Source organism: Thiohalocapsa marina, from assembly GCF_008632335.1.
GTDB lineage: Bacteria > Pseudomonadota > Gammaproteobacteria > Chromatiales > Chromatiaceae > Thiohalocapsa > Thiohalocapsa marina.
The window spans coordinates 194,306-206,613 of the sequence record NZ_VWXX01000004.1; the positions used below are offsets into that span (position 1 = coordinate 194,306).

A 12,308-nucleotide genomic window follows, 5' to 3' on the forward strand; every position below is an offset into this window, starting at 1 on the left:
ATGTCCGCGCTGGCAAACCTGTTCACGGTCATTCTTGTCTCCCTCGGGCTGCTGTTCTTTCTCGCCGGGTTGGTCGGGCTGCTGCGATTCCCCGATCCGCTCTCGCGCCTGCACGCCCTAACCAAGGCGGACGTCCTAGGGCTTGGCCTGGTGGTGATCGGGCTGCTGCCGCAGGTGGCCTGGCCCTTTGCCGCGCTCAAGCTGGTCGCGCTCTGGGTCCTGGTCGTTATCGGCGGAAGCATCGCCGGGCAGCTGGTCGCGGCCATCGAGTTGGGCGCTGCCGATGCGAGCGCCGACGGGAATGTCGATGGGAAAGCCGACAGGAACAGGCACGGGCCCGAGGAGGACGCGCCATGAGCGTCGGCATCGGCCTGCTGACCGATGTGCTTCTGTCGGGCACGGTGCTCATGCTCGGGCTCTGGGTCATCCTCACCGCCGATCGACTGCGCGCGGCGATCGGCTTTCTGATCTACGGGCTGCTGGTGGCCCTGGTCTGGGTGCGCCTGGGCGCGCCGGATGTGGCGCTGACCGAGGCGGCCATCGGCGGTGGCATGATCGGGCTGCTGGTGCTGGGCGCGAGCACCCGGCTACCGCCGGAGCCGCCGAGATCCCCGGGGGCCCCGGCACGGCCGCGGCGCTGGATACTCCATGTGATTGCTGCGGCGCTGTCGGCAACGGTCGCCCTTGGGCTGGCCCTGGTGGTGCTGGGGCTGCCGGAGCCCGCGCCCTCGCTGGCGGCAGCGGTGGCCGCCGAACTGCCGGCGACGGCCCTGGAGAATCCGGTCACCGGGGTGCTGATGGCCTTCCGCGCCGTCGACACCCTGTTCGAGACCGTGGTGCTGGTGCTGGCCCTGATCGCCTTCTGGTCGCTGATTCCGGACGCTGGCTGGAGCCGGCGCCCGGACTGGCTGCCGCTGCCGCATCCACCTCCGGCCCTGGTGCTGCTGGCGCGGATCCTGTTGCCGATCGGCGTGCTGGTGGCACTGCACCTGTTCTGGATCGGCGCCAGCCTGCCGGGGGGCAAGTTCCAGGCCGGCGCGCTGCTGGCCGCGCTCTGGGCCCTGGTCATGGTCGCCGGGCTCGCGCGCCCGATTGCCGCGACGGAGCGGCTGGTGCGGGTGCTGGCCGTGCTCGGCCCGCTGGTGTTCTTCGTCATCGGCCTGGGCGGCCTCTGGCTGGCCGGTGACTTTCTGGCCTATCCCGAAGGTCTGGAGAAGCCCTTGATCATCATCATCGAGGTGGTGCTGATGCTGTCGGTGGCCGTGATGCTGGGGCTGATCCTGGCCGGACTGCCCAGCGCCGACACCGCCGTGCGGGCGCCGAAGGCCCGCCCTGGAACGGAAGGACAGCCATGAGCCAGATCACGCTATACGGGCTCCTGGGCTCGGCGCTGGTCGGGCTGGGGCTCTACGGGCTCATCGTCAGCGCCGATGCGCTGCGCAAGCTCCTTGCCTTCAATCTGCTCGGCAGCGGCGTCTTTCTGCTCTTCGGTGTCATCGCCCGGCGCGGCGCGGGCGCCGGCTTCTCTGGCGATCCCATCCCGCAGGCATTGGTCATCACTGGCCTCGTGGTCGCCTTTGCCGCCACCGCGCTGGCCGTCGGCCTGCTGGTGCGACTGGGGGAGACCGCCGGGCTGGAGGACGTCGACGACGCGCCCGCATCCCCTCGGTCGGCCGCGCCCGAGGATGCGCCCGGCTCGGCGGGAGGCCCGCAATGAGCGCGGGTCTGATGGACTGGGCCGGCCTGATGTGGATGCTGATGCGGGCCCTGATGCAAGCATTGGTCGGCTGGTCCGACGCCCTGCTGGTGGCCTTGCTGGTGCTGCCGGTGCTGGCGATGCTGCTCGGCTTCGCGCTCGGCGGTCGGGCGGCGGAGCGCATTGCCCTCTGGACCCTGCCCCTCGGGCTCGCCGTGGCGCTGGCGATCGGCGCGCTGGTGCTGCATCAAGGCATGCCACTGGAGTACGCCATGGGCGGCTGGGCGCCGCCGCTCGGCGTGGCGCTGCGCGTGGACGGGCTGTCCGCCGCCCTGCTGCTGACCACGGCGCTGGTGATCACCGGCGTCGGGCTCTATGCCCGCGCGGATTTCGCGACCCCGTCCGGGGTTGCCGAGACGCGGGCGTCGCTGGCCTTCTGGACCCTGCTGCTCGGGCTCTGGGCGGCGCTCAATGCCGTCTTCATCGGCCGGGATCTGTTCAACCTCTATGTGGCCATCGAGCTGCTGACCTTCACGGCGGTGCCGCTGGTTTGCCTGAAGGGCAGCCCCGAAAACCTGCAGGCGGCGCTGCGCTACCTGTTGTTCGCGCTGCTCGGCTCGGTGCTCTACCTGCTTGGCGTGGCCCTGCTCTACGGCGCCTACGGCACCCTCGACATCGCCCAGCTTGCCGCCGCCGTGCGCGGCTCCGCGGAGCCGGCCGCGCTGGTGGCGGTGGTGCTCATGACCGCGGGCCTGCTGGCGAAGACCGCGCTGGTGCCGCTGCATCTGTGGCTGCCGCCGGCCCATGCGGGCGCCCCGGCAGCCGCCAGTGCGGTGCTCTCGGCGCTGGTGGTCAAGGGCTCCTTTTATCTGATCTTCAAGCTCTGGCTGGACCTGCTGCCGCCCCAGTATGGGCAGCAGATCGCCCAGGGGCTCGGCGCGCTCGGCGCCCTGGCCATCCTCTTCGGCGGCGTCCTGGCCATCCGTCAGACCCGGCTGAAGATGCTCATCGCCTACTCCACCCTGGCCCAGCTCGGCTATCTGTTCCTGGTCTTTCCGCTCGTGCTCAGTCCGGTGACCCTGCTGGCCGCGACGGGCGAAGGGACGCCTCCGGCCTGGACCGGCGGCGTTCTGCAGCTGGTCTCCCATGCCTTTGCCAAGGCCTCCATGTTCATGGGGGCGGGGCTCATCGCCATCGCCATGGGGCATGACCGCATCGGTGAACTGGGTGGCCTCGTGCGGGTGCTGCCCGTGACCCTGACCGCCTTCGCGCTGGCCGGCCTGTCGCTCATGGGGCTGCCGCCGAGCGGCGGCTTCGCCGCCAAGTGGCTGCTGCTGCGGGCCGGGCTCGAGACCGGACAGTGGTGGTGGATGCTCGTGATCCTGGGTGGCGGCGTGCTCACCGGGACCTACCTCTATCGGGTGCTGGCCGTGGCGGGCTTCTCCGGCGGCGAGTCGGCACCGCGGCCGTTGCAGCCAGTGGCGCGCTCGCGGGAGCTCATCGTGCTGGGTCTGGCACTGGTCTCGCTCCTGCTCGGACTGCTGCCGCTGTCCTCCTTCGAGGTGCTGAAGATCGGCCGTGAGGGCGATGAGACGGCGGCCGTCGAGGCCCTGACCCAGCCCGCCATCACCGGAGCAGTCTGGCCATGACCACAGCGGTGGTAAAACTGCAGTTGCTGCTGGTCCTTGGTCTGGCGACGCCCCTGCTCGCCGCCCTGGCCTGCTTGCTGCGTCCGGTGCGGCGGCGGATGTGGCGATTCCTGGGGCTGATTCCGCTCCCGGCCCTGGCCGCGGCGGTGCTGATAGTGGGCCTGATCGCTGACGGCGAGGTCGGCGCAGTCAGGCTGTCGCTGGACCCGGAGGGACTTGCCATCGGCCTCGTCGCCGACCGCGCCGGCGCTGTGCTGCTGGGCGTGGCCGCGTTGCTCTGGGCCGCGGCGGGCGTCTATGCCGGGCCGATGCTGCGGGACTCCCCGAACCGCGGCCGCTTCACCCTGTTCTGGCTGCTGACGCTGACCGGCAGTCTGGGGGTCTTCGTGACCGCCGATCTGCTCAGCTTCTATCTGACCTATGCCCTGGTCAGCCTGGCCGTGTTCGGGCTCATCGCCCATACCGACACCGCCTTCGCCCGCCGCGCCACCAGCCTCTATCTGCTGCTCGCCATCCTCGGCGAGATCGCCCTCCTGCTCGCCTTCGTGCTGCTCGCGGACGCGCATCCGGGCACCAGCCTCGATATCGGCAGCACGGTGGCGGCGCTCGGCGATTCGCCCTGGTACGCGATCACCATGACCCTGCTGCTGATCGGCTTCGCGCTCAAGCTGGCGCTGGTGCCGGTGCATGTCTGGATGCCGCTGGCGCACACCGCGGCGCCCTTCCCTGCCTCGGCCATCCTCAGCGGCGTCGCCGTCAAGGCCGGCGTCATCGGCCTCATCCGCTTCCTGCCGTTGGAGACCGGCGCAGCCGTCGGGGGCCCGATCTGGGGTGATGCCCTGCTCATCCTTGGCCTGACGACGGCCTTCTATGGCGTGGCCATGGGCATCACTCAGGACTACGCGAAGACCGTCCTTGCCTATTCCACCGTCAGCCAGATGGGCCTGATCGCCGCGGCGACCGGGCTCGCGCTGCGCGGCGCCGAACCCGCCGCGGTGTCGCTGCTGACCCTGTACGCGGTCCATCACCTGCTGGCCAAGGGGGCGCTGTTCCTCGGGGTCGGGGTCATGACCGAGGCCGTCACCGGCCGCCGCTGGCCGGTCCTGCTCATGGCCGCCCTGCTCGGCCTGGGCATCGCCGGCCTTCCGCTGACCGGCGGCGCCGCGGCCAAGCTCGCCCTCAAGCCGCTGTTCGACGAGGCCGGGCTCGGCCTGCTCGCGGCCCTGTCATCCGCCGGCTCCGCGCTCCTGATGCTGCACTTCGCGCGCCTGCTCTGGCGCAGCGAGCGCCCGGCGGTCAGCGATGGGGCGTTCTGGCGCCTGCTGCCCTGGTGGGTCATGGCGCTCGCGGCGCTGCTGCTGCCCTGGACGTTATTGCCATTGCTCGGTCTGGGTGCCCCTGAGACCTGGCTGGCCGCCTCACTGGCCCCGACCGCCCTCTGGAAGGCGCTCTGGCCGCTGTTGCTTGGCGTCGCAGCAGCGCTGGCACTGGGCCGCTGGGGCCACCGGCTGCCGCGGGTGCCTGCCGGCGACATCCTGGTGCTCGGGGCGCCCGCCGCGCGCCTTGCCGCTGCCATCGGCGCCGCCGCCGAGGCGCTGGACACGCAACTCCGTCAGTGGCAAGTCGCCGGCATCATGCTGCTCCTCATCGCCCTGCTGCTCTGGGGCGCCGTGGCGCCTTGAATCCTCTGCCTAAATGGAGCAGTCTGCGTCCAGCCGCCACACGCCAGCGGTGCCAAGTCAGGCGCTTGGCCGATTTCTTCACGGATCGGGCGCTCACCCGTGGGGTGAAAGGCAAAGGCAAACTAGCCCCGAACGACTTGGATCCAGCCTGAGGGCGTCCTCTCGACGGTCTGGCGCCGATTGAGCGACCGTCGGACGCAGTTTCGATTGTCGATGCGGGATTACAGGGTCTGAACGACGCGTTCAGCCAAGCCGGTTGAGCGAGCGCAAAGCCACTTGCTGCTACGCATGGTGGCTGAGCCTTGCCGAATCGACCGGTGTAAAATTCTCAGGAAACTTGAGTTTCGGAGAGGGTACATGCCACAAGCCGCGCTGCAACAGCCATTCGACCCTGAGGCCTATCTGGCCTGGGAGGCCGAACAGCCCGACAAGCACGAGTATTGGCGCGGCGAGGTCTTTGCCATGGTGGGGGCACGGCGCGAGCATGTCGTGGTCGCTGGAAACCTCTACGCCAGCTTGAAGCAGCGCCTGCGCGGCGGCCCCTGCCAAGCCTATATCTCAGACATGAAGCTGCGCGTCGCCGCTGCGGAGGCCTACTTCTACCCAGATGTCACCGTCTCCTGCGATCCGCGCGATCATTCGGCAGAGGGCTATCTGGAGCATCCCACGCTGATCATCGAGGTCCTGTCCGAGGGCACCGCCGCCTTCGACCGCGGCGACAAGTTCGCCGCCTATCGCACCCTGCCCTCGCTGCAGGAATACGTCCTCGTGGATATCCCCGCGCGGCGGCTGGAGAGCTTTCGCCGCACCGGCGCCGTCGAGTGGCTGCTGCATGACTACCGGGCCGAGGATGACGACTGTCGCTTCGCGTCCCTGGATATCTCGATCCCGTTCGACGAGATCTTCGAAAACCTGACGCCATGACGGTGACACCAACCGCCTTGGCCATCACCCAGCGCCGTGGCCGCGGAGCGGAATTGCCGAGCATGTTGCTGCGGCTTCAGCCGCATGCCGAGCGCTCGCAATGGCCGGCCCGAGCAGCCACGCCGGCGCCACCAAGGCCGCGCCTTTCGACTGCATGTCGCTGAACAGCGCGTACTTGTCGAACGCATCCTCAAAGGTGACGAGATCGGCATCGAGACTTCGACGATGAACGGCCTGCAGAGCCAGCGCGGTCTGAAGATACCCGCGAGCCCTGCAGACAGTCGAGCAGCGATTGTTTAACCGCAGGCGCCCGTGCAGCGCACGACCACGCGCGCGCAGTTGAGGGTGGCGATTTCGGGTGCCGATGAGGCGAGGGTGCCGCTGCCGGTATGCACCTGGCTGGCGTTGTTGCACTGGGGCCGAGGGCTGGTGAAGGCTGTCGGCGTGGACCAGTTGACACCGGAGCAGTCGGCATTGCCGGTGCCGAAGCGTAGCCCGACCTCGTAGCTGGCGCAGCGCAGGCGAGGATGCGTGACCTCGACGCGCAGGGTCCAGTCGCCGCTGGGCGTGAGGCTGCCGCGCACGCCGGGGGCCTGGAAGTTGCGTGCCGCTGTGGTCGGGGCGGAGCCGGATGCAAGCAATGGCAGGTCAAATTGACGCACCAACCGCGCGGTCTGCCCAGCCTGTTCGGTCTCGCCCTGGCTTGCATCCTGGCTCATGTCGGTTGAGGCGCAGCCGAGCGTCATCATCGCCACCGTGACCAAGGGAAGTAGCCTGATCGAACCGCTGAAGCGGGTGCGCAAGTTTGGTTGTGAGTCGCTCATTGCCGTCTCCTGAAGCTTGATTGCCTCGGATTATACCCATGGCGTGTCGGAATGCCTTTGGGTAGCCCAAGGAGACGCCGTCGCCGGGCGTCCTCGAAGTGCTCGCGCCGCTCGAGCCAGATCCGCAGTCGGTTGGCGCAATGCGAGGCCGAAGCCATCTTCGGGCGCCAGCATGACCTCCGGGAACCAGAGATCGAGCTGATCGTGGACCAGCGTTCGCAGCGCGCGCTCTTCGGACGGGTGCAGCTCGGCCCGGAGGGTCCAGGCCGCTGCAATGAGCAGCAGAACGACGGCGCCCTGGATCAGACGCCGCCGGGGTCGACGCGGCCAACTCGAGGAGTCAGCCAAGAAGGGTCAGGCCGTGGTGCCCTGCTCTTCGAGGAAGGCGCGCAGGGTGTCTTCGCGATCCTTGTCCAGCGAGGTCTGCAGGACCTTGCCCTTGCCCTTGAAGGCGGACAGGCCCTCGAGCACCTTGTCCGCGGTGACCTTGCGTACCAGGATGAACACGGCGGCGCAGCCGGGTTTGAAGTTTTCGGCCAGCTCCTTCATGAACCTGTCGTTGATGCCGATATCCGACAGCCGCCCCGACAGGGCGCCGGCACCAGCACCGAGCGCCGCGCCCAGCAGCGGATTGAGAAAGAGCATGCCGATCAGCATGCCCCAGAAGCCGCCGCCGACGGCGCCGGCCGAGGTCAGGTTGACGGCCTGATGCAGCTTGACCTTGCCCTTTTCGTCCCTGGTGGTGACGACGACGTCTTCGAGGTCGATCAGGTAGGACTTTTGCAACTTGGCAAGTTCCGCGCGCAGCTCGAAGGCCAGTTGGTCATCGGGAAAGGCAACGACAATCAAATCGCTCATGACAGGCTCCGTTCTCTCTGGTTAAGGATGGTTCACAAGGAATCGTTCAGGGCGATGCCGGCACCGATGGTGTTCTGCCGCCAGTTGTAGTCGATCAGGCTGTCGCCATAGCCGGTAAAGCCGCGCAGGTAGAAACGCAGCGGGCCGAGCAGCTTGGGCGTCATCCAGGTCAGCTCGGCCGAGCCCTTGCCGGTGCTCGGGTTGCCGCGACCCATGAGCGAGAAGCTGTGGTCGCGCCATTTGAAGTAAGCGGTGATGTCGCCGTAGCCCATATAGTCGGTGATGTCGGGGTTGTCGTCGTCCGAGTCTTCGTCGTCGAGGCGGATCCAGGGGCGCAGGATGAGGGCGAAGTCGCCGCGCTCGATGCCGAAGCTGACGATGAGCCGGTCCCAGCTTCGCGAGATGGGATCGGAGCGACCGTTCGACTGGTGGTTGTAGCCGATGTTCAGCAGATTCCAGTCGAAGCCGGCAAACTGGATGCCCGGCCGGTAGCTGAGCATGAGCTCGGGCATGTAGTTGGTGTCGCGAAAAGGGCTCGAGATGGCGTCGTTGTAGACCTGCCACTGGCTCATCTGGGTGTAGGCCGCCCAGACGCCCCAGCGCCGGTCCTCGGTGGCCCACATACGGAACTTGAAGCTGATCTGGAAGCGGGCCTCGATGGAGTCCAGCGCCTGGTCCTCGACCTCCAGCGCATTGAAGATGGGCGTAAAGGGGTGCTCGTTGATGCGGTCCGTATAGTTCGCGAAGAGCAGGTAGTTACGCTGATACAGCGAGATGCCGTAGCGCACCGAGTCCGGGTCGAATCCCCAGGCCTTGTCGATCAGCGACGGCTCACGCAGGGGCTCGGTCACTCGCCGCCCTCCGGCATCCGGTGCCGCGGCGGCCGACAGGGGCGCCGAGACCGGCTGGCTGTCGGTCACGGACATGGGCGCCGCTGGACCGCCGCTGAGGCGGTCATAACAGGCAAGGCGCGCCTGGTCGGACAGGATCGCGGCGCAGTCGGCGAGCGCGGTCGTTGCAATCGCCGCCTGAGCCGGATTGCCGGCCCAGGGCGCCAGCATCGCGAATAGCAGCAGACCGAGCCCCCAGGTCTCCGGTCTCGGCGCGCAGACGCGATGGTCATTGGAAGGACGGGTCATATGGCCCCGTAAGCTTAGACGGCGAAGCGCAGTATCGCGGCCAAGGGCTGATTGTCAGGAATGTCCCCCTGCCGGACGCTCAGCACCTCGCCGCCGGACAGGAGAACGCGGCGCGCGATCTCGTCGATCACGCCATAGGACTCCGCGCTTGGTCCGTCGCCCAAGGCCACCTTGCCATCGACCTCATCCAGAGTGCCGTGGACGACATGATCCATGTCGACCAGCAGGCTCTGCACGGCGCCGAAGGTCGCCGCGCGTGCGATCTGCACCAGATCGCTGGTGGCTCGGCCCGCGTTGCCGCGTTGACTGAACAGCGCGTGCCAGTCGTTGAGCTGGGCGCGATGCTGCGCGTCGATGATATCGCGCGCTGCGGCAGCCAGCTCCGCGTCGGACTGCCGCTCCGGGTTGCCCTCGATACCGCGCTCGAGCAGGTGCGGGTAGCTGTTGACCGAGCGATAGATGGCGCCGAGGCTCTCCACCGAGGCCAGGATCAGCGGGGTCGTGCCACCGGCGATGACGCCGCGCAGGGCCGCATCGACCTGCCGCGCGTACTGGCGCAGCCGCACCTTCTTGCCCTCGGAACCGCCGATGCGGCCGCGGTAGGAGCGCATCGCGATGGTCGACTGGCCCACGGCTGAGGCGGCGTCCTTGGGTAGCCCCTCGACCTTGACGGTCGTCGCCGGTAGATCGCCCGAGACCTCGACCAGGCGCACGCCGCCGTCAGCCAGGGCCAGCACGTAGGCGGCATGGCAGAAGCTGATGGAGCGCAGCAAGGGCTTCAGATGCACACGATCAGAGACCTTGACAATGGGCTCCAGCGCGGTGGGCACGCGGTAGGTGCGCAGATTGTCCGGCGAGACGTAGATCACGAGTCCGTGGGCCTGATAACGCCAGAAGCTATCGTCCTCGATCAGGTCGTCGAGCTCTTCGATCAAGGGCCAGATGCGACGCTTGTCGGCCGCAGCGGCCTCCATCTGATCAAGGGCCTCCTTGGCGAGATTTTTCAATTGGATGCGGTCGGCGTCCGTCTCTGGGCTCACCGGCGTGGTTGGCAGCGCGATGGAGACGACGAGGTCGTTGCGGTAGTTGGCCAGCGCGTGGAGCTCGTCAGGTGTGGGGAGATCTAGGTAGAGCATCGAGTGTCCTGATATCACTGCTAAGGGAGTGGTTCAGCGTCAGCCATGCTGGGCGCTGGGCCGGCAGCTTGGTACGAGCTCGGGCCACCCCTGGATGGCCGTTCTGATCACCAAGCCCTGGGCCGCCAAGCCTTTGTTCGGGTCGGGTCGATAAGTTTTAGGGCAGCTTCGGGCTGGTGCCGAACGACGCGGCGCAGTCCGGGGTACAACATCCACCTATGATCCGTTCCCTGCCGCCCGCGAAGTGAGCAGGTAGAAGACAATACTGAGCCGCGAGTCTCAATTGCACGTCAAGGCGCAGCATCCGATGCACCAAAGGGGCAAAATTCCGCCCTTGAGCTACCGCTCGGTGTTGCAGCTGCGACCCGCGCGGGAGCCTTCTAGCGTCATCATGAACCTGAGCGAGCACGTCCATGAAGATCGAACGCGTCATGCGCTTACGCAGCGCGCTGGAGGCGCGGCTCCTGTGGCTGTCGGTGGCGGCAACCGCCCTCATTGCCGGGCTTGGGATCCTGCTTGGCCTCATGGCACGCTCACCGGCGATCCTCTTCGATGGCCTCTTCTCGCTCATCGATGTCGCCATCACCTGGCTGACCTTGAAGGTCGCCCAGCTCGTTGCAACCCAGGGTGACCACCGCCGCTTTCAGTACGGCTTTTGGCACCTGGAGCCCCTGGTCATCGCGCTGAAGGCGTCGGTGTTGATGGTCTTGGTCGCCTACGCCTTCTTGAGCGCGGTCAACAGCCTGCTCAAGGGCGGCTACGAGCCCGATCTTGGCATTGCGCTGGTCTATGCGGGCCTGGTGGTGGTCGCCTCCTTCTCCATGTGGTGGTGGCTGCGGGGCCAGGCCGAGCGCATCGACTCGGGGCTGGTTCGGCTCGACGTGAAGGCCTGGCTGCTCTCGGCGCTCATCACCACGGCGCTCCTTGTCGCCTTTGGGGCCGCGCTCGCCATGCGCGGGACGGCCGCGGTCGACTACGTCCGCTATGTCGATCCGCTGGTGCTCGCGCTGGTCGCGCTTGTGCTGCTGCCGATGCCGTTTCGCGAGGCCCGCGAGGCCTTTGGCGAGATCCTGCTGATGGCCCCGACCGACGTCGACGCGCATGTGCGCGCGGTCATGCAGGAGTGCATCCGCCGCCAGGGTTTCCTGGACTTTCGCAGCTATGTCTCGAAGTCCGGGCGCGCCTGCTTCATCGAGATCTCGGTCCTGGTGCCGCCGGACCTGAGCCTGCCGGTGAAAACCATCGATGCGCTGCGTGCCGAGATCGGCGCGTCCATCGGCGGCGCTGGGCCGGACCGCTGGCTTACCATCGTCTTCACCGCCGATCCGGGGCAGCTGTGAGCCATGGCATCGGCCGCCGCAAGGGCCGGTGAATCGGCCTCGACCCGGTAGCGCGGCGGGCGGAATCGCAGCGGAAAGTCAGCATTGAGCACAAGAAACTGGGCTGTCAGCGCAGATCGTCAATTCAGACCTCCAGACGCCTGTGATCTGCGGCACAATGAACACCGTGAAGTCCTCGAAGCCTGTTCATCCATGCCAGATACGCCCACGCGAATCCTGATCATCGACGACCAGCCAACCTCTGTCGGCCTTCTCTTGGCCTATCTCGCCGACAGCGGTCTCGATCTGCTGGTCGCGCTCAATGGTGAGGATGGCCTGCGTATCGCCCGCGAGGGACGGCCCGATCTGATCCTGCTGGATGTGCACATGCCCTCCATCGACGGCTTCAGCCTCTGTCGGCAGCTCAAGGCGCAGAGCGACACGGCGCAGATTCCGGTGATCTTTCTCTCCGCTGCCATCGAGACGGAGGATAAGCTCCAGGGCTTTGCCGCCGGCGGTGTCGATTACATCACCAAGCCTTTCTCGGCACAGGAGGTGCTGGCGCGGGTGTTCGTCCAACTGGGCGAGCAACAGCAGCTGAAGGTGCTCTCCACCCAGGCCATGGAGGCGACTCTGAGCGTGCCCTCAACGGCCTTCGTGGAACGCCGGGAACGCAGGCTGTTCACCGAGGCCGTCACGCTCCTGACCCGACAGCTCACCGACCCGCCCAACCTGGTCGAGCTGGCGCGCCGCGTTGGTACCAACAAGCAGCGGCTCACCCAGATCTTTCGTCAGCAGGTCGGTATGAGCGCCTTCGAGTACCTGCAAGAGCTGCGCCTGGAGCGCGGGCGTAGCCTGCTGCGCGACACCGACCTGCAGGTGCAGCTGATTGCCGAGCAGGTCGGCTATCGCAATGCGGGCGATTTCACGCGCGCCTTCCGGCGGCATTTCGGCGTTACCCCGCGCCAGTATCGGCAGGGTCGGATCGACGCCGAGCCCAATGACCCTGTGCCGTGCGACGCGTTTAGCGCCGACAAACTCGATGGCGAATAGAAACCCCGAGCCCCCTGAGGAGACGCTG

Annotated in this window: 12 protein-coding genes; 8 read left to right on the top strand and 4 right to left on the bottom strand. The window is 67.4% G+C overall.

What is annotated here, in order from left to right:
* The 6 genes from F2Q65_RS04810 (at position 1) to F2Q65_RS04835 (ending at position 5,951) form a co-directional block, all read left to right on the top strand.
* A complete protein-coding gene (locus F2Q65_RS04810; protein WP_150090969.1) occupies positions 1-357 on the top strand; it encodes a cation:proton antiporter in 357 nt (118 codons plus the stop codon).
* The gene (locus tag F2Q65_RS04815) at positions 354-1,355 is read left to right on the top strand and encodes a hydrogenase subunit MbhD domain-containing protein (protein ID WP_150090971.1); all 1,002 of its coding nucleotides are present in this window, start codon (positions 354-356) and stop codon (positions 1,353-1,355) included. The genes F2Q65_RS04810 and F2Q65_RS04815 overlap by 4 nt, the downstream gene beginning before the upstream one ends.
* On the top strand, positions 1,352-1,717 hold the full coding sequence (locus F2Q65_RS04820; RefSeq protein ID WP_150090973.1) for an NADH-quinone oxidoreductase subunit K: 366 nt from the start codon (positions 1,352-1,354) through the stop codon (positions 1,715-1,717). The genes F2Q65_RS04815 and F2Q65_RS04820 overlap by 4 nt, the downstream gene beginning before the upstream one ends.
* Positions 1,714-3,345 (top strand): complex I subunit 5 family protein, encoded by a 1,632-nt coding sequence (locus F2Q65_RS04825; protein WP_246155975.1) that lies wholly within the window; start codon positions 1,714-1,716, stop codon positions 3,343-3,345. Before F2Q65_RS04820 ends, F2Q65_RS04825 begins: the two co-directional genes overlap by 4 nt.
* Entirely contained in the window at positions 3,342-5,027 is a 1,686-nt protein-coding gene (locus F2Q65_RS04830; RefSeq protein WP_150090975.1) for a complex I subunit 5 family protein, read from the top strand. Before F2Q65_RS04825 ends, F2Q65_RS04830 begins: the two co-directional genes overlap by 4 nt.
* A 357-nt stretch (positions 5,028-5,384) precedes the next feature.
* Complete coding sequence (locus tag F2Q65_RS04835; RefSeq protein ID WP_150090977.1) at positions 5,385-5,951, top strand: Uma2 family endonuclease; 567 nt, start codon at positions 5,385-5,387, stop codon at positions 5,949-5,951.
* Between the two features lie 296 nt (positions 5,952-6,247).
* Here F2Q65_RS04835 and F2Q65_RS04840 read toward each other — a convergent pair whose 3' ends face one another.
* The 4 genes from F2Q65_RS04840 to F2Q65_RS04855 all read right to left on the bottom strand — a co-directional run bounded on the left by F2Q65_RS04840 (position 6,248) and on the right by F2Q65_RS04855 (position 9,908).
* Complete coding sequence (locus F2Q65_RS04840) at positions 6,248-6,775, bottom strand: hypothetical protein (RefSeq protein WP_150090979.1); 528 nt, start codon at positions 6,773-6,775, stop codon at positions 6,248-6,250.
* Positions 6,776-7,129: 354 nt separating this feature from the next.
* Complete coding sequence (locus F2Q65_RS04845) at positions 7,130-7,633, bottom strand: DUF1269 domain-containing protein (protein ID WP_150090981.1); 504 nt, start codon at positions 7,631-7,633, stop codon at positions 7,130-7,132.
* 32 nt (positions 7,634-7,665) lie between these two features.
* A complete protein-coding gene (locus F2Q65_RS04850) occupies positions 7,666-8,772 on the bottom strand; it encodes a phospholipase A (RefSeq protein WP_246155976.1) in 1,107 nt (368 codons plus the stop codon).
* A 14-nt stretch (positions 8,773-8,786) separates the two neighbouring features.
* On the bottom strand, positions 8,787-9,908 hold the full coding sequence (locus F2Q65_RS04855; RefSeq protein WP_150090983.1) for a baeRF11 domain-containing protein: 1,122 nt from the start codon (positions 9,906-9,908) through the stop codon (positions 8,787-8,789).
* 413 nt (positions 9,909-10,321) lie between these two features.
* On the opposite strand from F2Q65_RS04855, the gene F2Q65_RS04860 reads away from it, so the two are divergent.
* Both F2Q65_RS04860 and F2Q65_RS04865 read left to right on the top strand, forming a co-directional pair.
* The gene (locus tag F2Q65_RS04860; RefSeq protein WP_150090985.1) at positions 10,322-11,248 is read left to right on the top strand and encodes a cation diffusion facilitator family transporter; all 927 of its coding nucleotides are present in this window, start codon (positions 10,322-10,324) and stop codon (positions 11,246-11,248) included.
* 192 nt (positions 11,249-11,440) lie between these two features.
* The gene (locus F2Q65_RS04865) at positions 11,441-12,280 is read left to right on the top strand and encodes a response regulator transcription factor (RefSeq protein WP_150090987.1); all 840 of its coding nucleotides are present in this window, start codon (positions 11,441-11,443) and stop codon (positions 12,278-12,280) included.
* Positions 12,281-12,308: the final 28 nt, after the last annotated feature.